General features: G+C 61.0%; 12 protein-coding genes. 10 read left to right on the plus strand and 2 right to left on the minus strand.

What is annotated here, in order from left to right; all coding sequences use genetic code 11:
• The first annotated feature begins 28 nt into the window (after positions 1 to 28).
• From ACXAG1_RS13410 to ACXAG1_RS13440, 7 genes are all read left to right on the plus strand, one after another.
• On the plus strand, positions 29 to 6,175 hold the full coding sequence (locus ACXAG1_RS13410; protein WP_475119958.1) for an OmpA family protein: 6,147 nt from the start codon (positions 29 to 31) through the stop codon (positions 6,173 to 6,175).
• The gene (locus tag ACXAG1_RS13415; protein ID WP_475119959.1) at positions 6,175 to 8,997 is read left to right on the plus strand and encodes a CshA/CshB family fibrillar adhesin-related protein; all 2,823 of its coding nucleotides are present in this window, start codon (positions 6,175 to 6,177) and stop codon (positions 8,995 to 8,997) included. Before ACXAG1_RS13410 ends, ACXAG1_RS13415 begins: the two co-directional genes overlap by 1 nt.
• A 156-nt stretch (positions 8,998 to 9,153) precedes the next feature.
• Positions 9,154 to 10,398 carry a sterol desaturase family protein gene (locus tag ACXAG1_RS13420; protein ID WP_475119960.1) on the plus strand — a complete coding sequence of 415 codons (1,245 nt, stop codon included), beginning with the start codon at positions 9,154 to 9,156 and terminating at the stop codon, positions 10,396 to 10,398.
• A 243-nt stretch (positions 10,399 to 10,641) separates the two neighbouring features.
• A complete protein-coding gene (gene gmk / locus ACXAG1_RS13425; protein ID WP_475119961.1) occupies positions 10,642 to 11,262 on the plus strand; it encodes a guanylate kinase in 621 nt (206 codons plus the stop codon).
• 300 nt (positions 11,263 to 11,562) lie between these two features.
• Positions 11,563 to 11,826: a DNA-directed RNA polymerase subunit omega gene (gene rpoZ, locus ACXAG1_RS13430; RefSeq protein WP_231759024.1), complete on the plus strand. Its 264-nt coding sequence runs from the start codon at positions 11,563 to 11,565 to the stop codon at positions 11,824 to 11,826.
• 58 nt (positions 11,827 to 11,884) lie between these two features.
• Positions 11,885 to 14,002, plus strand: a complete 2,118-nt coding sequence (spoT, locus tag ACXAG1_RS13435) for a bifunctional GTP diphosphokinase/guanosine-3',5'-bis pyrophosphate 3'-pyrophosphohydrolase (RefSeq protein WP_475119962.1) — start codon at positions 11,885 to 11,887, stop codon at positions 14,000 to 14,002.
• 375 nt (positions 14,003 to 14,377) lie between these two features.
• On the plus strand, positions 14,378 to 14,761 hold the full coding sequence (locus ACXAG1_RS13440; protein ID WP_475091240.1) for a RidA family protein: 384 nt from the start codon (positions 14,378 to 14,380) through the stop codon (positions 14,759 to 14,761).
• A gap of 118 nt (positions 14,762 to 14,879) precedes the next feature.
• Here the strand turns inward: ACXAG1_RS13440 and ACXAG1_RS13445 are convergent, their stop codons facing one another.
• Entirely contained in the window at positions 14,880 to 15,758 is an 879-nt protein-coding gene (locus ACXAG1_RS13445) for an NAD-dependent epimerase/dehydratase family protein (protein WP_475091241.1), read from the minus strand.
• 218 nt (positions 15,759 to 15,976) lie between these two features.
• Positions 15,977 to 16,231, minus strand: a complete 255-nt coding sequence (locus ACXAG1_RS13450; protein WP_043319923.1) for a GlsB/YeaQ/YmgE family stress response membrane protein — start codon at positions 16,229 to 16,231, stop codon at positions 15,977 to 15,979.
• A 233-nt stretch (positions 16,232 to 16,464) separates the two neighbouring features.
• On the opposite strand from ACXAG1_RS13450, the gene ACXAG1_RS13455 reads away from it, so the two are divergent.
• From ACXAG1_RS13455 to ACXAG1_RS13465, 3 genes are all read left to right on the plus strand, one after another.
• A complete protein-coding gene (locus ACXAG1_RS13455) occupies positions 16,465 to 17,388 on the plus strand; it encodes a LysR substrate-binding domain-containing protein (protein ID WP_475091242.1) in 924 nt (307 codons plus the stop codon).
• A complete protein-coding gene (recG, locus tag ACXAG1_RS13460) occupies positions 17,385 to 19,514 on the plus strand; it encodes an ATP-dependent DNA helicase RecG (RefSeq protein WP_475091243.1) in 2,130 nt (709 codons plus the stop codon). Before ACXAG1_RS13455 ends, recG begins: the two co-directional genes overlap by 4 nt.
• Positions 19,515 to 19,860: 346 nt before the next feature.
• A complete protein-coding gene (locus tag ACXAG1_RS13465) occupies positions 19,861 to 20,565 on the plus strand; it encodes a hypothetical protein (RefSeq protein WP_475091244.1) in 705 nt (234 codons plus the stop codon).
• Positions 20,566 to 20,721 lie beyond the last annotated feature (156 nt).

Here is a 20,721-nt window from a genome sequence, read left to right on the forward strand (position 1 = left end):
GCGGGCCACGGCGGGCTACGCAAGTCCGTTGCGTACCCTAAGCGCCGGCAAGCCCATTGCCTGGTTATGCGCTTCAGCATTTTTGTGGCTGGGCCTGCTGCTGCCTGCTCCCCAGGCTTTGGCCCAGGCCGACCAGATTCGCAATATCGCGCAGGCCAGCTGGCTGCACCCGAAAAACCCCACGGCAACGCTCTCGCAGGATTCCAACCCGGTCAGTGTCACGCGACTGGAGCTGCCCGCCTGCACCCCCTCCAGCGCGCATTTCTACCAGCACTTGCCTGGCGAGCGTGAGATCTCCGGTGCCGCAGCGCGATACTTCGATGGCGGGGCGTTTCTCGATACATCGGACAACCGCGTACCACTGACAGCCGCGACCGCGTTCGACGGAACCGCGCTGGAACTTTCCGCCGTCAACAGTGCGCCCGCTACCGTTTATCACGCCGGTGAACCCATCCTGATCTCGGTGGAGGATGCGAACCGCAATATCGACCCCCAGCAGCGGGAAACGATCGAGATTTCGCTGCACACCAGCTACGAAACCGGCGCACTGAATCCGAGCAGTCTCATCCCCGAGCGGGAAACGCTGTACCTGCTGGAAACCAGCCGGGATAGTGGCCTGTTCAGTGCCGCCATTCAAAGCCACGGACCCATCGACGAAATACCGGTTCGGGATGCCGACGGCCAACTGGTACTGGGGGTTAATGCCCGTTTAACCCTCGGCTACGAAGACCCCATGTGCGCGGGGGAAAGCGCGCGCGGCGAGGTACGAGTAGACCCGCTCGGTACCGTGTTCGACGCGGTGGACGGTCTCCCGGTGCTCGGGGCAACCGTTTCCCTGGTCAACGCCGACGGCACCCCTGCAACCGTTTTTGCCGATGATGGCGTGACCCGGATCGACCACCAGCAGGTCACCGGCGAAGTGCTGGGTGCAGATTCCCCATATTTTCGCTTTCCCTATGTCGCCCCCGGTGACTACCGCCTGGTAGTGGTTCCGCCGCGAGGCTACACCGCACCTTCGATTCTGGCCGATGACGAAATGCCCACCTCACCGAGTGGCGCGCCCTATCAGGTCGGGCCGGGCTCACGCGGCGACCTGTTCAATGTTCCGGTGGGGCCCGCGCTGGTGGTGGATATCCCCCTGGACCCGAGCGATGACGCGCTGCTGCTGGAGAAATCCGTATCACAGGCAGTCGCCTCGGTCGGTGATTTTCTGCAGTACCGCCTGAATATCACCAGTCAGGTAACCGCCCCGACAACCGCGGTGACGGTCACCGACGAATTGCCTTTCGGTATGCGCTACCGCAGTGGCTCTCTCAGCGTAAACGGCGAGCGCCAGGGCGACCCGGATATCTCGGCGAATGGCCGCACCCTGCAGATTGCCACCGGTGATCTGGCCGGGGGCGCACAGACTGAGGTGCGCTATGTGGTGGAAGTGGTGGCCGGCGCACCCACCGGCGACGCGGTCAACCGCGCGACCGCGCGCGGCCTGAGCCCCGGCGGTAGCAGCATGTCCTCCAATCAGGGGCAGGCCGCGGTGCTGGTTACCGAGCCACTGATGAGCGACCGCTTTACTCTGGTGGGACAAGTTTCTACCGGCGCCTGTGGTACACCCTGGTCGCAGCTCGACGGGGTTGCCGGTGTTCGCCTGCTGCTGGACGACGGCACCTACGTGGTTACCGATAGCGATGGCCGCTATCACTTCGAAGGCGTCCGGCCCGGCACCCATGTGGTACAACTGGATATCGACAATCTCCCGGCGGGCTGGGAACCGGTCTCCTGTATCGACAATACCCGCTTTGCCGGCAGTACCTACTCCCAGTTTGTCGACGCCCAGGGCGGCAGCCTGTGGCGAGCGGACTTCCAGTTGCAACCGGCCCGCGCGGGCCTCCGTCTGCAGACGCAAAGCCCGACCGTCACCCCCATACTGGAGCCGGCGCAGCCACACCGTTATACCTTCTACGGTAACTTTGCCTCCGGCGACGACCAGCTGCTGCCAGAGTCCCTGCAACAGCTGGAAGCACTGAAAGCCGAGCTGCAAAAAGCGGACGTGGTCTCCATGGAGGTTACCGGCCACACCGATACCCAGCGGCTTTCGGTGCGCGCACAGCAAAAGTTCCGCGACAATTACGGTCTGTCCATCGCCCGCGCAACCACCGTGGCACAAGCACTGGCCGGTGCCACCGGCCTGTCCGCTGATCGCGTCACCATCGGTGGTCTCGGGCCATCCAGGCCAATTGCCGGCAACGATACGCCTGCAGAGATGGCGAAGAATCGTCGCGTGGAAGTCACCGTCCTTTCCCGCGCAAGCACCAGAGAGGTTGTGGTCGGTGAGCGCAGGCGGCACCGGCACCGCGTGGAGCTCGATACCAGCAGCCACGGCTTCGGAAACCTGCGCATCACCGCAATGATTCCCTCACAGTTACAGTATGTCCCGGGCACCGCAGAGCTGGACGGTGAACTTGTCGCCGACCCCAGTCAGAACGGTGAGATGTACCTGTGGCGGTTGCAAAACAGCACACAAGCGGACGCCACCAGTGCCGTCTCCGGCCTGCGTCGCACCTTCACCTTTGAAACCGAAGAGCTTTGGCGGCGCGATGCGCCATCACAGCAGCCGGTAAGTGACTCTACCGGTGGATGCACACAACCGCTGAACATCAAAATCAACGCCCTGATCGATACCGACAGCGCCGCCAATATCCGCCTGCCGGTGGTAGAAAATCGACTCGATTGCGGCGCCGCGAATGTGGACGGGAAACCTGGCGAGGGCGCCACCCTTGCGCAAGACCCCGTCTCCGGGGACAGCGGCCACCACACCACCGCAATCTCCGCCGCCGTGCCGGCCTCTCCGGAACCGACACAACCTCAGGAGCCCGCAAACACGTCGTCCGTTCGCGCCGCCGGTGGCGACACAGACTGGCTGGCGCGCGCGAGCGGCCAGCGCGGATTCCTGTTTCCCCAGGAGCGACACAACCCTAGAGCACCGGCTCTGCGCGCGGTCATTGCGCACGATATCGGTGAAATAGTGCACCTCACCATCAATGGCGAGCCCGCACCGGCCATAAGCTACGAAGGGATCAAAAAGTCTGCCGACGGGCGATCCGCCATCAGTGTATGGCGGGCACTTCCGCTTTCGGAGGGTGACAACCTGCTGCACGCCACGGTTGTCGACGACAGCGGTGCCCAGCTCCGGAAGCACGAGCGCGAGGTGCATTTTGCCAATACCCCGGCGCGCGCTGTGCTGCTGGCAGATCAGTCGCAACTGGTCGCCGACGGCGTGAGCCGCCCAAAAATTGCCATTCGAATTCTCGATCGCGACGGCTACCCGGTGCGCGACGGCATTACCGGCAGTCTCGACATTAGCGCCCCCTACGAGGCGTGGCAGAGCCTCGACAGCCGCCAGCAGCGGGACCTGGTGGGCATGGACCGCCTGCAGCCCCAGTATCAGGTTGTCGGCGATGAAGGTATCGCACGCATCGAGCTGGCGCCGACCACCCGCTCCGGCGCCTTTACCCTGAACTTCCGCTTCCGCACCAACGTCGATTCCGTGCGTGAACAGCAACTGCAGGGTTGGATTGCGCCGGCCGCGCGGGATTGGGTGGTCGTGGGCTTCGCCGAGGGCACACTCGGCTACAGCACCATCAAAAACCAGATGGAACCGCTGCCCGAGGACGTGGAGTCCGGTACCTATACCGATGGCCAGCTGAGCTTCTACGCCAAGGGCCAGGTCCGTGGAGAGTGGCTGCTTACCATGGCCTACGACAGTGACAAGCCCCGCGACACCACATTGATGGCTCCCATCGATCCGTCACGCTACTACACCCTGTACGGCGACGGCACCACCCAGGTTTACGGTGCCGCCAGTCGCGACAAGCTGTACGTGAAGATGGAAAAAGGGCAGTTCTATGCACTATTCGGCGACTATGAAACCGGTCTGGTGCATACACAGCTGTCCCGCTACAGCCGAACCCTGAACGGATTCAAGGCGGAGCGCAGTGACGGCCCTCTGGTATTCAGCGTATTTGCCGCCGATACCGAACAGAATTACGCGCGCGATGAAATTCAGGGCAACGGTACCTCCGGCCTCTACCAACTCAGCTACCCCGATATCGTGCTCAACAGTGAGCGCATTCGCCTGGAAACACGGGACGCCATTCATCGCGATACGGTTCTCGGCAGCCGCAGCCTGGCGCCGTTTATCGATTACGAGATCGACTACGCCGCCGGCACCCTGTTTTTCCGCGAACCAATCTTCAGTCGGGATGGGGACTTCAACCCGGTATACATTGTTGCCGAATACGAGACCCAGGGCAGTGACAACCGCCAGTTCAACGGCGGCGGGCGCGTGGGCCTGAACCTTTGGGAAGACACCCTGGATATCGGTATCAGCGGGCTGCGGGACGACAGCGCCGCGGGCACCACCGACCTCACCGGCGTCGACCTCAGCTGGCGCTTTGCCGATGACAGCGAGCTGCGCCTCGAGTCCGCGCAGAGCGACGGGACACATCAGGGCAGTGCACGCAGTGGCGACGCGTGGCTTGCGGAAGTGGAGCACCACAGCAGCCGTTTTGACCTGCTGGCCTACAGTCGAAGTCAGGATCAGGAATTCGGTGTAAACCAGCAGAACCTCGGCGATAGCGGCCAGCGCAAAACCGGTGCCCAGGGTCAGGTGTACCTTGCCCCGGGCTGGTCACTGCAGGGTGAGGCCTACCGCCAGCAGAACCTGGACAACGACGCAAACCGCAACGCCGCCAGCGGCAGACTGCGCTATGAAAATGACGCCGGCAGCCTGGCCGTCGGCGCCCAGCATATCGTGGACGAACTGCCGGTTTCCGACAATTCACAGGTATTTGAACAGGCGGAATCCTCCCAGGCGGTGGTCACCGCACGGCGCAAGCTGATGGAGGGCAAGCTCGATGTTTCCCTGCAGGCCGAGGCCAGCCTCGACGACCAGCAGCGTCAGAGCGCGGACTACCCGGATACATACCTGCTCGGTGCCAGCTACGCGCTGACCGACAACACCCGCCTGCTGGCAGCCCAGGAATTTACCGACGGTGATGCACAGAACACCACAAGCAGCCGAATGGGTGTACAGGTAGAACCCCTGCGCGGCACCCGGGTGACCACCACCCTGAACCAGTCGCGGGTAGACGACTTCGCACCGCGCCATTACAGCCAGCTGGGGCTGACCCAGGTGGCCACGCTGGGAGAAGACTGGCGCCTGGATTTCGGGCTGGATGCGAGCCGCTCACTGGATGGCGACTGGCAGGATGTCACCAGCGAAGACAACGTTTATCCACAGGCCAACCGCGAGAGCCCGTTCGGCCAGTCATCCCTCAGCAATATCAGCGAAGACTTTGTCGCAATCACGGCCGGCGCCACCTGGCGCGGCGAGTTCTGGGGCTGGCGCGGGCGCCTGGAAAACCGCCGCAGTGACAGCAGCGACCGGTTCGGAATGACTACCAGCTTCCTGCGCCAGGCCCGCGCCGGAGTGGCCTTTGCCAGCAGCCTCGACGCATTCCGCTCGGAACTGAACGGCGGCGTGAAAGCGGACCTGGCGAGCCTCGACCTGTCCTGGGCCTGGCGCCCGCTCGGCAGCCAGTGGTCACTGCTCAATCGCACCGAATTCCGCTACGAAAGTATCTGGGACCCGGCGCTGGCGACCAACCTGGGTATCTACGGTTTTGACGGCCTGACCGCAGCCGATGCCCGCAGCCGGCGCCTGATCAATAATTTTGCCCTCAACCGGGTATCCCGGGAGTGGCAGGCAGAAGACCGGCACGGCAACCTGTTCCAGCGCTACGAGCGCAGTCAGTGGTCCCTCTATTACGGCGCCAAGTATGTGCAGGACAATTTCGACGGCGTCGATTACTCCGGGTATACCGACCTGCTCGGCACCGAGTTCCGCTTTGACCTGAACGAATGGATGGATGTAGGGCTGCAGGCGAGTGCACTGAACTCGTGGACTGCCGGCACCCATGTGTACTCGTTCGGTCCGCAGCTGGGGCTGTCGCCGGTGCGCAATGGCTGGATCACCCTTGGCTGGAACCTGCGCGGCTTCCGCGACCGGGACTTCGAAGCCGCCCGCTACACAGCCCAGGGACCGTACCTGCAGCTGCGCTTCAAGTTTGACCAGAACACCCGCTTCGGCTTTGGTGACGCGGCGGAGGATCAGTGATGTTGGCGAGGCTGTTGTTGGCGAGATTGCGACGTTTTTATATCGCTCTCTGTGGGCTCGCCCTGCTGCTGGCTTCGACGCTGTGGGCTAACCCGGCAGTGGCAGACAACTGTTATCACGCAACCGCACAGGGCTCGACCGGCCCTGCGGATTGGGAGACTTACTGCTGGCTGGACCTTTCCTCGTACAATGACGTCGCCGCACGCTCCGGGGCAGGGCAAAACTTCACCTACAACCTCCCCGATGGCACCGTCATGACCTTCAACCTGAGGGTCAGTGGCTCGGCGGCGAGGGCGGCTGCCACGCCGTCCTGGTCCGGCGCAGCCGTGGGGAATACCGCATTCCTCGGAATAGCCGGAAGGCCTGTGCTCTATCAGATCAGTGGGGGCACCACGACGGCGACCATTTCCAATATCAACCTAGCGCCACCGGCCGGAGGCACGGTTACCAATTATATGTTTGTCGCCGGTGATGGGGAGTCTTCGAACGGCGGAGAAAGCCTGCGCTTTGAGACCAACGGGGGAAACTGGGCACTGCTGGACCGGGCAGGGCCAACCAGCGGCTCGTCCTATCCGGGCATTTCAGGTGTCGGCAGCAGCGATGTCCAGATCACCGGGCGCTCGGGCACGGTAGGCGCCCACATCGTCGGCTCCAGCGCGCCAACCGCGGTCACCACTACCCTCGTCGGCAGCGGATTACAGGGCGCCATGTTCGCTGTGCGCTTTGCCTCGATCCGTCTCAATACCGAGATCGCCGGCGGACGTGTCGATGCCTCCGACCAGTTCCGGTTCTCCATCAACGCCACCAACAGCGGTGCAGTACTTGCAGAGGGAACCTCGAGCGGCACCGGGCCGGGGCCGTTTACAGGAGCGACCCTGTCGAGCACAGCCGCGCTCCCGCTGACACTCAACCAGTCGATGGCAAGCGGAAGCAGCAGTGCGATCTCGCGCTATCGCACGGTGCTAACTTGTACCAACCCAACGGGTTCAAGCACGCCGCTCCCGAACAACGTGGAGACTATTTCCTACAACTTCGGCACTCTGCAGTATGGGGATGCGGTGCAATGTACGTTCCACGAAACCGAAGTACCCATCGCGAATTTGTCCAATTCCAGCAAAAGCGTCTCGGACATCAATGGCGGCGATGCCAATCCCGGCGACATATTGCGCTATACCATCACGATCAATGAATCCGACGGCGTATCGGCCAGTGGTATCCGTGTCACCGACAATATCGATGCCCTGCTGGAAGACTTCACCGTAGTCAGTTTGCCCGCGGGTGCCACCGACTATTCCACCGCCGGTACCGGGCCGCTGGACGTGCGTGATATCGACCTACCGGCCAACGGCTCCGCGGAAATTGTCTTCGAAGCGCGTATCGCCGCCGGCGCCATGCCCGGTGACACAATCAACAATACCGCAGTGGTGATTCACCCCGTTGACGGATCTACCGTGCAGGTGACGGCGCCTTCAGTGACTGTTACTTCTCCCTTCCCTCCGTCAGAGGGCATCAAGAAGCTTTACCCCTATTACGCCAGTATTTCCGGCGCGAACCGCAATACTCTGCAGCGAATTGTACCGGGAGCGAATTCAAACACGACTTTGAGTGAAGGGGGTGCAACCACGCTGACGATGACGCCGCAAACTCAGGCACCTCTTAGGTTAACCGCCGGAAGTATCCAGATTCCCCTGTGTATGCGCCGCAGCACCTATCTCGACGGTAGCACTCGCTCGCGCACAGTGAGCGTCCAATTGGATTATGTGGGCGCATCAAGTGGCACTATTGGCAGCCAAACGCGAACCGTGGGGTTAGAACTTTTTAGCTGGCTGCCAATTATGTTCAACATCGACCTTCCCAGTGATGTCACGTTGAATCCAGGCACCGCCATCCGGATGAGGGTAACCAACGATTCCAGTGGCGAGGGGCAGCGAGACACATACTTGAGTTCTACAAGTTGCGGCACTGGCGATTCCCATGTGGCCTTTGATACCAGCACAGTGATCAATGTGGATAGTGCAATTGTCTACAGCTCGGCCTATCCCGCCACCACAACTCAGGCCTCCTATGGCGCGGGCACACAGGCATTTATCCGCGCTGTGGTGAGCGACCCGTTTGGCAGTTTTGATATCACCGGCGCTGCCATCGAAATCGCCGATGCAAACGGAAACACCGTACAGTCGCTGACTGCCATGACAGAAGTTAACGACTCGGGCGTCGCTACCAAAACCTACGAATTTCCCTACACAATCCCGCCCGCTGCGGCGAGGGGAAACTGGACCGCGCGTATCACCGCCTATGAAGGCACCGAAGGCACGGTGACCCACTCACGCGTGGTCACTTTTCAGGTTGGTGGTTCGCCCGTGCTTTCGGTGTTGAAGGTCAGCAACACCGTGTCGGACCCGGTTAACGGCACCGCAAGTCCCAAGGCAATTCCCGGCGCGGTGATTCATTACACCCTGCGCCTGAGCAACAGTGGCGACGGGCTCACGGATGTGGACAGCCTGATACTGCGCGATGCACTACCGGCTCAGGTGGATCTCTACGTGGGGGATATGGGCGGCGCGGGCAGCGGTCCGGTCGCCTTTACCGACGGCAGCCCAGCGAGTGGGCTCAACTGGCAATTCAGCGCACTGAACAGCAACAGTGATCACCTGGACTTCTCCACCGACGGGAGCGACTGGAGCTATACGCCGGTGCCGGACGCCAACGGCTTCGACTCAGCGGTACGCTATATTCGACTGAAACCCGCAGGGCGCATGAACGCACAGTCGGGCGGTGCCGACCCCTGGGCGGAATTTTCATTCCGTGTGCGGGTGAGGTAAGTCCGACAAGCTGGGCTATGTCGCGCCCGTCGGGGGCTGATAAATCCCCGACGGATTTCGAAATCCGGTCTTTGGGGACATTGTGCAGGTGGCGGCCTGTGGCAGTATGGCTGGCAAGATCACAACAACAATAGCCAGACAATCTTCGAGGTCCCCGTGGGTTTAGTCACCGCTGCCATTCCCTTTTTCCTTCTCGCCGTGCTGATCGAGCTGGCGCTGGACCGCTGGCGCGGCTGGGGTCTGTACCGGCTGAACGACGCCATTGGCAGCCTCGGTGCCGGCATCCTGAGCCGCATCCTGGGGCTGGTGAAAGTCGGCATCCTGATGCTGCTGTATATCCCGCTGTATCAGTGGCTGGAACCCACTTACCAGAGCCTCGGCATCAACTGGTCCCTGGACAATCCCTGGCACCTGCTGCTGGCGGTAATCGCCTATGACTTCTGCTACTACTGGAAGCACCGCATCTGCCACGAGATCAATATCTTCTGGGCGGAACATCTGGTGCACCACCAGAGCGAGGACTACAACCTCACCACCGCCCTGCGCCAGTCCAGCGACCTGGTGCCCCTGGGCTGGATTTTCTATCTGCCGCTGCTGCTGATCGGCATGCCCCCTGAAGTGCTGATTACCGCCGGCGCCATCGACCTGATTTACCAGTTCTGGGTACACACGCAGAAATTCCCCAAGGTCCGCTGGATGGAGTGGATCCTGGTCACCCCCTCCAACCACCGGGTGCACCACGCCCAGAACAAGGTGTACGTGGACCGCAACTACGGCGGTGTGCTGATCATCTGGGACCGGCTGTTCGGCACCTATCAGGAGGAGCTGGACGAGGAACCCTGTATCTACGGCGTGCGCAAACCCCTGAATACCTTCGACCCCCTAGCCGCCAACCTGCAGCACTTCAAACGCATGTGGCTGGACGCGGTGTACACCAAAAGCTGGAAGGATAAGTTCACCCTCTGGTTCCGCGCCACCGGTTACCGCCCGGCGGATGCGGAAGCGGCGATGCCGGTTCCCAGTGGCGACCTCGATAATTTCCACCGCTTCGACCCCCGTATCACCCGCGGCCTGCGCTGGTACGCCCTGGTCCAGCACCTGACCTATTCCGTAGCAACCCTGGCGTTACTGCAATTCAGCAAAGAGCTCGGCTATGGGCTCACCGCTCTGATGGTGCTGATGCTGGTGATCGGCCTGGTCATCAACGGTCGTATCCTCGACGGCGAGCCCCGCACCCGCGGGTGGGAAATCGGCCGGCTGGCACTGCTCGGCGCCACCACGCCCCTATTGCCCGAGGCCATCTGGGCCGCGGTTGCCGGGTACTGTCTGGCAAGCGGAACTGTCTGGTGGGTGTTGGTTTTTACCAACAAAGACGATACAGTCACCTCCGTTAGTCATTAACGCTAGGAATCCGCAGTATCCTCGGGGCTTCCCCAAAGTTCCGCAGGTTGAGATTCCGCAGGCACCCCCGACCGGGTTCGGAAAACCTGCCTCCCCGTGGCAGGCTGACCGGAAAAGCCCAACACTTTGCCCCCAGCACCGGTCGGGGTCGCCTGTATTGCGTTCGCACCCTGCCATCCGCATTCGTTATACTCCCCGCCCAACAAGCCCCACTCCATTCATTTATTTGCAGCAAGGTTCGCCGTGTCCACAGGTACTCTCTATACGGTCTCCGCGCCCTCCGGCGCCGGCAAAACCAGCCTGGTAAAGGCGCTCATCGAGGCCGACACCCAGGTCACCGTATCCGTATCCCACACCACCCGGCCCATGCGCCCCGGTGAAATCGACGGCATCAACTATCATTTTGTGGATCGCGACGGCTTCATCGCCATGCTCGGCGAGAACGCTTTTCTGGAACACGCCCAGGTTTTCGAGAATTTCTACGGCACTTCCAAGGCGTGGGTCGAAGAAACCCTCGCCAGCGGCCGCGATGTGATTCTGGAAATCGACTGGCAGGGCGCGGAACAGGTGCGCAAGCTGATGCCGGAAACGGTGGGCATTTTTATCCTGCCCCCGTCCCAGCAGGCCCTGCTGGAGCGCCTGACCGGCCGCGGCCAGGACGACCAGGCGGTGATCGACAAGCGCATGGCCCAGGCAATCGATGAGATGTCCCACTACGTGGCCACCGATTACCTGGTCATCAACGACGATTTCACCACCGCCCTGAACGAACTGCGATCTATTATGGTGGCGGAGCGCCAGCGGCTGGTGCGACAGCAGGAGCGTCACTCCAGCTTGCTGCAGTCGTTGCTGCGCAGTCAGTAGAGCTCTAAACAGATTTCGTGGCGGTGACGCTGCCGGGTATGGGTTTGCCAGACGCGCCGTGAACCCATCCATGGGGGCTCTTCTGCGAGGTCCCTCTCGCAGAAGGTCTGGCAAACCCATACCCGGCATCGCCACCTTCGCATCGTACTTTTGGTGCACTTACAGGCACTGTTCGATTTGCGTACACCGCGCGGTCCGGTAGAATAGTCAACCCCGTCCGTGCTGGCGCTGACCGCACAGACAACAGAATTCGTCAATTTTGCCCAGCCGGGCGAACTTACACACTGGAACAGAAGATTTATGGCACGTATTACCGTTGAAGATTGCCTCGACCACGTAGACAACCGCTTTGAGCTGGTGATTGTCGGCAGCAAGCGCGCCCGTCAGATCGCCACCGGCGGCCGTGACCCGCATGTGCCGGAAGAAAACGACAAGCCCACCGTAATCGCCCTGCGCGAAATCGAAGAAGGCTTCGTTGACGCCAGCATCCTGGACGAGCCGGAAGAAGAGCCAGTGCAGCACGCCGCGCCGGCGCCGGTCTTCCTGTCCGAGCAGGACCTGTAATCCTATTTACGACGTATTGATGCAGGATTTGCAGGTAATTTAAGAGGCGATCGCGGCTTTGCACACTATCGACAGTCTGGCCCATCGCCTCTCGTCCTATCTACCCCCCGACCAGATCCAGTTCGTCCGCCGCGCCTACTTCTACGCGGAGCAGGCCCATGAGGGCCAGAAGCGACGTTCCGGAGAACCCTACATTACCCACCCCCTCGCGGTAGCCACTATTCTGGCCGGCATGCATATGGATGCCCAGAGCCTGGCGGCGGCGATGCTGCACGATGTCATCGAAGACACCGGCATCCCCAAGGCGGCTCTGGCGGAGCAGTTTGGGGAGGAAATTGCGGATCTGGTGGACGGCGTCTCCAAGCTGACCCAGTTCGAGACCGACAGCCCTGCGGAAAAGCAGGCGGAAAATTTCCAGAAAATGGCCCTGGCCATGGCGCGGGATATCCGCGTGATTCTGGTAAAGCTCGCCGACCGCCTGCACAACATGCGCACCCTCGGCTCGCTCAAGCCGGAAAAGCGCGCGCGCATCGCCCGTGAGACCCTCGAGATCTACGCTCCCATTGCCAACCGCCTGGGCATGAACGATGTGCGGATCGAGTTTGAAGACCGCTCCTTCTTTGCCATCTATCCACTGCGCGCCAGTCGCCTGCGCGCAGCGCTGGTGGCCGCCCGCGGCAACCGCAAAGAGCTGCTGGAAAAAATCCAGAACGCTATCGAGCTGCGCCTGGAGCGGGAGAATATCGACGCGCTGGTGATCGGCCGCGAAAAGCACCTGTACAGCATTTACCAGAAAATGCGCTCGAAGAAGAAGTCGTTCAAGGAAATCATGGACGTCTACGCCTTCCGCATCATCGTCGACAGTGTCGATACCTGTTACCGGACCTTTGGGGTTATCCACAACCTCTACAAGCCGGTGATCAGCGAATTCAAAGACTATATCGCCATCCCCAAATCCAACGGTTACCAGTCGCTGCACACCGTGCTACTCGGTATGCACGGGGTGCCCATCGAGGTGCAGATCCGCACCAAGGAAATGGACGAGATGGCGAACAGCGGTATTGCCGCGCACTGGCTGTACAAGTCCTCTGGCGATGAGGTACTGAATACCGGCGGTACCAGCCAGGTGCGTGCGCGCCGCTGGGTGCAGGGCCTGCTGGAGATGCAGCAGCGCGCCGGCGATTCCCTGGAATTTATCGAAAACGTAAAAATCGATCTGTTCCCGGACGAGGTTTACGTGTTTACCCCGAAGGGCAAGATTATCGATCTGCCGGCCGGTGCCACGGCGGTGGACTTCGCCTATTCGGTGCACACGGATATTGGCAATTCCTGTGTGGCGGTGCGCATCAATCAGCGCCTGGCACCGCTGTCGCAACCGCTGGAGAGTGGGCAGAAGGTCGAGATCCTGACCAGCAAGAATGTGCAGCCGAATCCCAACTGGCTTAACTTTGTGGTAACCGCGAAGGCGCGCAGTGCGATTCGCCACTACCTGAAGCATCAGCGTCACCACGATTCCATTGAGCTGGGGCGCCGCCTGCTGGAGAAGGCGCTGACCAAGTTCCATCTGAAAATTACCGACCTGGAAGAGGAGCAGATCAAGCGCGGGGTGAAAGAGGCCAGGTGCGACACCTTTGACAATCTTCTCGAGGAGATTGGTCTGGGTAACCGCGCGGCGTTTTCTGCAGCAAAACTGCTGGTGCCGCCGGGCACCACGGAGACCGAGGCGAGCAACATTTCCTCGCCGCTGACCATCGATGCCCAGGAGGGCATGCTGATCAGTTTTGCCCGCTGCTGTCGTCCGATTCCGGGGGATACGATCATGGGGCACATCAGTTCCGGTAAGGGAGTGGTGGTGCACCGGGATACGTGCCGCAATGCAGCGGAGTTGCGGGAGCATCCGGAGAATATTATGGCGGTGGCCTGGTCGCCGGATGTGAAGGGTGAGTTCCTGGGGGATGTGCGGGTTGAGGTGGAGTCGGAGCGCGGCATTATTGCCCGTTTGGCGACGCGCATAACCGAGGAGGGTGCGAGTATTGAGCAGATCCATGTGGATGAGAAAGATGCTCAGCACAGTGTGATTGCTTTGACTCTGGAAGTTGCTAACCGGGTGCATCTGGCTCAGGTTATGAAGCGGCTTCGCAACCTGCCTGCGGTTATTAAAATCGCTCGTCCTTAATTCTTGCCTTTTCTTTCACTTCGCCCTGTTCGTCCGTCTGCTCTGAACAGGGCCGGGCCGCCTTCGGTGCTCCTGTCAGGTCCGGCCCAGTGCCGGGGTCTACCCGCCAAACAACCTCATCGGCAATCGTTTGTCGGATAGACCCCGGCACTGGGCCTTCTTGGATGCTGCGGCTTTTTTTGTTCTTGCGGATGGTTGTTGCGACCTTGTTGTGAAAGTTGGTGGGGTTTTGCTCGAAAATTCCTGGAATGTGGACAGGTTCCGCATCTGGGGATTTGGACCTTTCCGCTGCTCCCCAAGGCTTTCAAACCGCGCTATATTCTCCCGCTTTCTTTTTCAGCTAAGTGGCCCCGTTCGGGCCGGGAGAGGTCATCCATGCCCAATCGTGCAGTGATAAAAACGGATAAAGCACCGGCGGCTATCGGCAGTTATTCACAGGCTGTGAAGGTAGATAACACGATCTATCTGTCTGGTCAGATCCCGCTGGTTCCGGAGACGATGGAGCTGGTTTCCGACGATTTCCGTGAGCAGGCGGTGCAGGTGTTCAAGAATCTGCAGGCGGTGTGTGAGGCGGCGAACGGTTCGCTGGATGATCTGGTGAAGTTGAATCTGTATCTCACGGACCTCGCCAATTTTGCCACGGTGAATGAGGTGATGGAGGAGATGTTTACCAAGCCGTTTCCGGCGCGCGCTGCGGTGGGTGTGAGCCAGCTGCCGAAGGGTGCGCAGTTTGAGGCGGAAGGGATTCTGGTTATCTGAGGATATTCTCGGATTTAGTCCGAGGAATTAGCCCGAGAACCGCCATGCGCCGCTCGCGATTGATCGATCAAGGGCGGCGCACTTCGTTTAGGCTTTTCTTTTTGAGCTATTTTGCGGCTCAGTCATTTTCCAGCAGGGTGCGGTAGCCGGCGCGATAGTCGGGATAGAGCATTTCATAGCCGCTATCCAGCATGCGTTTGTTGCTCATTTTCTTGGAGCGCCGTTCGCTGGTGGCCACTTCTTCACGCAGGTGGGCGCTGGTGTAGCCCATGGATTTCGCCAGCCAGCTCTGCAGCTCGTACATGGGGACCGGGGTACAGTCGGCGCCGATGTAGAGTTTTTCCAGCGGCATGCCTTTTTTCTGGCCCTCGATCAGGTGGGCGAGGAAGCCGACGGCGTCGTCCACGTGAATGCGGTTGCTGAACTGGGGTGGTGACGGCGGGGCGCAGCGGCCGGCGCGGACCTGGGACAGGAGTCGGTCGCGACCCGGGCCATAGATGCCGGCAAAGCGCACAACGCAGGTGTCGACGTCACTCTGCTGGGCAATTTTTTCTGCGGCGAGCAGGGCTTCGCCCTGATAGCTGCCGGGCAGGGGCTGTGAGCGCTCGTCGAGCCACTGGTCGCCGCTCTGGCCGTAGACACGGGTGGAGGAGACCCACAGCAGCAGGCGCGGGGGCTTTTCCATATCCGCGAGGGCCTGGCGCAGGCAGGTGGCGGTTTCGACGTAGGCGCGTTGATAGGCTTGCGGGGTGCTGGCGCCGGGGGTGAAGGTGGCGATGACCACGTCGGCACCGTTACTCAGATGGCGGTGGATATCTTCTGCTTTTGTAGCGTCGCCGCGACGCCAGTTGACCACGTCCGCTCGACGCTTGCGGGCCAGCGCCTGCAGCGGATTTCGTCGCACGCCAAATACATCGTAGGCCTTGCGATCCAGCTTCAGTGCCAGACGGGTCCCCAGATCCCCGCAACCGAAGATCCAGACTTTTTCCTTTGCCATAACCGCTCGATTAAACCCCCGGGTATCGAATTCCGACCCCAATAGTTGCCACGCCACATTCTACCGGGCGCCGCTTAGAATAGTTGGTTGAGTGTAATCTGTGAATTACTGTGAGTATGCAGTCTATTGGCTCTTTATAGCCAATTTAGACCGCTAAGTCTGTGAACCGGGCCCACAGTTCACTGCGAGCCCGGCACCGGGGTACTGCCGCGTTGCGGTCAGCCCCGGGATTTCACCAGCCGATAGATAAACAGCAAGATCACGGCACCGACTACCGCGGTAATAATGCTACCCAGTGACAGACCACCGGTGGTGCCCAGGCCGACAAAACTGCCCACCCAGCCGCCAATAAAGGCGCCGACAATACCGATGATCATGGTCACGATCCAACCACCCGGATCTGGGCCGGGCATGATCCATTTGGCCAGCGCACCGGCGATCAGACCAAGAATTATCCAAGACAAGATTCCCATAGCGATTCTCCGCTTTGTGTGTTTCGAACACTTGCCTACCATGTATAGCAAATAAAGCGCCATATCACCGGTTTGCGGCGCTAGTTAATAGCAAAAATTACTAAGTATAAACAATGCTAATAGCATTTTTTTCTAGTTTGTGACATTTACACAGGTGTCTGGCGGTTTTACTGGCCGCCAGGGGGTGTTTATGAATAAACTCTATCGCCAAGATTCATCTGATTGCGTTTGCCATGACACTGAACGAACTTCGTTACATCGTCACCCTGGCACAGGAGCAGCATTTTGGCCGCGCCGCAGAGCGCTGCTTTGTGAGCCAGCCGACCCTGTCCATCGCGGTGAAAAAGCTGGAGAAGGAACTGGGCGTTGCCCTGTTCGAGCGATCCAAGACCCGTGTACAGGCCACGCCCCTGGGAGAGCGTATCGTCGCCCAGGCGCAACTGGTACTGGAGCAATCCGCCGCGATCAAGGACATCGCCAGCGCCGGCAAGGATCAGCTGAGCAGCCCGCTTTCCGTGGGCGCCATCTTTACCATCGGCCCCTATCTGTTCCCGCACTTTATTCCCCAGCTGCAGCAACTGGCACCGCAGATGCCGCTGTATGTGGAGGAGGGCTACACCTCCACATTGCGCGGGCGCCTGCGCAAGGGCGAACTGGACGCGGTGATCATCGCACTGCCATTTACCGAACCGGACGTGGTGACCCAGCCCCTGTACGACGAGCCCTTCGTGGTACTGATGCCATCGGACCACCCGCTGGCAAAATTTGAAGCGCTGAAACCGGAACAGCTGTGCGAAGACAATGTGCTGCTGCTGGGTGAGGGCCACTGCTTCCGCGATCAGGTGCTGGAAGCCTGCCCGCAACTGCAGCAGTCCATCGAGAAAGAAGCGGGCAGTGGTCATATCCGCACCGCCGCCGACGGCAGCTCTCTGGAAACCCTGCGCCATATGGTGGCTTCGCGCCTCGGTATCACCGTACTGCCGCTGTCCGCCGCGGCCGCCTCCCAATACGCCACCGGCGTGCTGGTGACCCGTCCGTTTGTGGCGCCGGCACCGCAGCGCACCGTAGCTCTGGCCTGGCGTGCCAGCTTTCCCCGTCACCGCGCCATCGACATGCTGCGCGACGCGATCAATCAGTGCCAACTGAAGAGTCCGTGAGCCAGAAGCCAAGCAAACAAAAAAAACCGCCAGCGAAACCCTTAGCGGAAATACCGGTTACCGCCCTCAAAGGGGTTGGCGCCAAGCTGGCGGAAACCCTCGCCAAACTGCATATCAGTTCCCTGCAGGACCTGATGTTCCATCTGCCCGCCCGCTATCAGGACCGCACCCGCGTGGTGCCACTGGCGGGCCTGCGCCCGGGGATGGATGCGGTAGTTGAAGGCGAGGTGCGCGCCGCCGATGTGACCTTCGGCCGCCGCCGCAGCCTGGCGGTGCGCCTGCAGGACTCCACCGGCAGTATTACCCTGCGCTTTTTCCACTTCACTGCCGCGCAGAAAAATCGCCTGGCCCCCGGTACCCGGGTGCGCTGCTACGGCGAAGCCCGCCGCGGCAGCGCGGGTGTAGAGCTTTACCATCCGGAAACTGAGGTTCTCGGGGAAGATGTTTCGCCAACCGCACAAACCCTCACCCCCATTTACCCGCTCACTGAAGGCCTGGGCCAGGGGCGCCTGCGCGCGCTGATCGGCCAGGGACTGGACTGGCTCGCCGAGGGGAATGTCACCGAGCTGCTGCCCGCGGACCTGCTGCCGCGTTCACTGCAGATGCCGCTCGCCGGCGCGCTGATGTACCTGCACCAGCCGCCGGCAGATGCCGATCTGTCGCAGCTGGCCGAGGGTCAGCACCCGGCGCAACAGCGCCTCGCGCTGGAAGAGCTGTTGGCCCACCATCTGAGTCTGCTGGAATTGCGCCGCAGTGCCTCGAAGGTCAATGCGCCGGCGCTTTCCGCGAACGCGGCACTGGAGCGGGACTTTCTCGCGCGCCTACCGTTTACCCCCACCAAAGCCCAGCAGCGTGTGGGCCGGGAGATCGCCGAGGATCTCGCCGGCAGCGCGCCAATGATGCGCCTGTTGCAGGGCGATGTGGGCGCGGGCAAGACTCTGGTCGCGGCCCGCGCTGCACTGCAGGCGATCGGCGCCGGCTATCAATGCGCGGTGATGGCGCCCACGGAGATTCTGGCCGAGCAGCACCGGATCAATTTCAGTGGCTGGCTGGAGCCCCTGGGTATTACCGTGGCCTGGCTTACCGGCAGCATGAAAGTATCGGAAAGGCGCGCGCAACTGGCCGCGATCCACAGTGGCGATGCCCAGTTGATAGTGGGTACTCACGCACTGTTTCAGGAAGGCGTCGAGTTTCACCGCCTGGCCCTGGTGATCATCGATGAACAGCACCGCTTCGGCGTGGCCCAGCGGTTGCAGTTGCGCGAGAAAGGTTCGGTTGAAGGTGCTCCCGGTAAACAGCAGCGTACCCAACCCCACCAGCTGATCATGACCGCCACCCCGATTCCACGCACGCTGGCCATGTCCGCCTTCGCCGACCTGGACTGCTCGGTGATCGACGAATTGCCGCCCGGTCGCCAGCCCATCAACACCGTGGCCATCTCCAGCGAGCGCCGTTACGACGTGATGGCGCGGGTGCACAGTGCGGTGCAGGAAGGGCGCCAGGCCTACTGGGTATGCACCCTGATCGAGGAATCCGAAACCCTGCAGGCTCAGGCTGCGGAGTCCACCGCCGAGGAACTGGCAGATACCCTGAACGGGGTGCGCGTGGCACTGGTACACGGGCGCATGAAGCCGGACGCTAAAGATCTCGTGATGAAGGCCTTCAAGGCCGGCGAAGTGGATTTGCTGGTGGCAACCACCGTGATCGAAGTGGGCGTGGATGTGCCCAATGCCAGCCTGATGATTATCGAAAACCCGGAGCGTCTGGGACTCGCCCAGTTGCACCAGTTGAGAGGTCGGGTAGGGCGGGGAAGCATCGCCAGCCACTGCGTGCTGATGTACTCCACTCCGCTCTCGGCCAACGGCCGCGCGCGTCTGCAGGCCCTGCGCGACCATGCGGACGGCTTTGCCATCGCCGAGGAAGACCTGCGTCTGCGCGGACCCGGGGAGATTCTGGGCACGCGCCAGACCGGCGAAATCCAGCATCGCATCGCAGACCTGCAGCGGGATGCCCACCTGCTCCCCCAGGTACAGAAAATCGCCGCGGCAGCGCAACTGACAGCAGAGTCCCGCGCGGCCCTGGTGCGCCGCTGGCTGCACAACAAACCACGCTTTGCCGAAGCCTGAGGTTACGACTTCGCAAAACTTCTGCCGCTTTCAACTCACCCTGATCTCCGTCCCCATACCGCCCGATTGCCCGTTTTGAGAACCGGCGCACGCATTTTTAAACACCGGCTTATTGCCGAGACCACCAAGTCATAGTCGGTCACTAATATTTTTGCGCTCCCGCCGCAGCAGTGGCAGCCTGCCCAAAAGAGCTATGCAGCCAAATAACAGGGTGAATCAAACCACCTCCCGAAGTCCGGCAGGCGTATCGCCGGTCACACACCACAATCAATCGCGTTCATCCGCCCCGCGCCGGTGAACCAAGTGGCTGCAATCCAGTCAGCCTCAGCAATCAGGAAGCTTCCCGGTGATCTATCTGTTACACCCCGGCCAATTAATCCGCCACCTGCCGTCACTCGGCGTACTGTTGTGCGCCGCACTGTCGTACACCTGCGCAAATGCCCAGGGCCTGTTTGGCGGCAGCGACGAACCCATCCCCCATCTCACCCTCGCCCGAACAGAAGTGGCCGCAGAGGTACCCACCCCACTGGTGGGGAATGACTTTGAAAGCATGCTGGCGCAGGCAACGAACAACGGCACCCTCAGCGCCGCCAAAGAGACCGCAAACCAAGAATTTGCTAACTACCTGCGCACCCGTCTGGACGGCGCCCTGCGCGAACTCCTCGCCGATGAAAACATCCCGCTGTACACCGATAATAATTCGTTCATTCTTTACAACTTCTTTGATATTTCCGTAGTAAAGCGATTGAGCGGCCTCAAGAGCGGTGGCGACTACGAAATCGAGAGAGGCAGCCTGAGCGCCAGCGGCGACTACCACCTGCGTCTGCAGGCACCCGGGGAGCGGTTGCTGGTGGAGAGGCGTGTTGACATTGGCGATCTGCGACTGAAGGGTAAGTACCGGATCAAGACTTCCTTGCGCGGCGATGCGGGGGAGGACAACACCACCGAAGAGTTGCGCCAGATGGCGGACCAGCTGGTGAAGCGGGTCATCGATCGTATCGAAGACGATCTGGAAGCCGACGCCCTGCGCGAGCTGAGCAGTCGCGGCTGACAGCGGGCACAACTCCGCGCCACCATCCTGGTGGCGCCCACCCCCTAATTGATCCCCAAATCCTCCGCTGCGACCCACCTCACACAACTGACTACCACTGACGCACAAGTCACCGAAATTTTTTGCTCTCCGCATCGATAAGTGGCAGCCTGTGAC

This window comes from Microbulbifer sp. ABE4_465, assembly GCF_056160765.1.

What these genes read in the sequence shown, in the direction of transcription:
- ACXAG1_RS13415 (WP_475119959.1), top strand. Translation starts at nt 6,175, where the DNA reads ATGTTGGCGAGGCTGTTGTTGGCGAGATTGCGACGTTTTTATATCGCT.
- ACXAG1_RS13455 (WP_475091242.1), top strand. Translation starts at nt 16,465, where the DNA reads ATGACACTGAACGAACTTCGTTACATCGTCACCCTGGCACAGGAGCAG.
- ACXAG1_RS13450 (WP_043319923.1), bottom strand. Translation starts at nt 16,231, where the DNA reads ATGGGAATCTTGTCTTGGATAATTCTTGGTCTGATCGCCGGTGCGCTG.
- ACXAG1_RS13440 (WP_475091240.1), top strand. Translation starts at nt 14,378, where the DNA reads ATGCCCAATCGTGCAGTGATAAAAACGGATAAAGCACCGGCGGCTATC.
- ACXAG1_RS13445 (WP_475091241.1), bottom strand. Translation starts at nt 15,758, where the DNA reads ATGGCAAAGGAAAAAGTCTGGATCTTCGGTTGCGGGGATCTGGGGACC.
- rpoZ (WP_231759024.1), top strand. Translation starts at nt 11,563, where the DNA reads ATGGCACGTATTACCGTTGAAGATTGCCTCGACCACGTAGACAACCGC.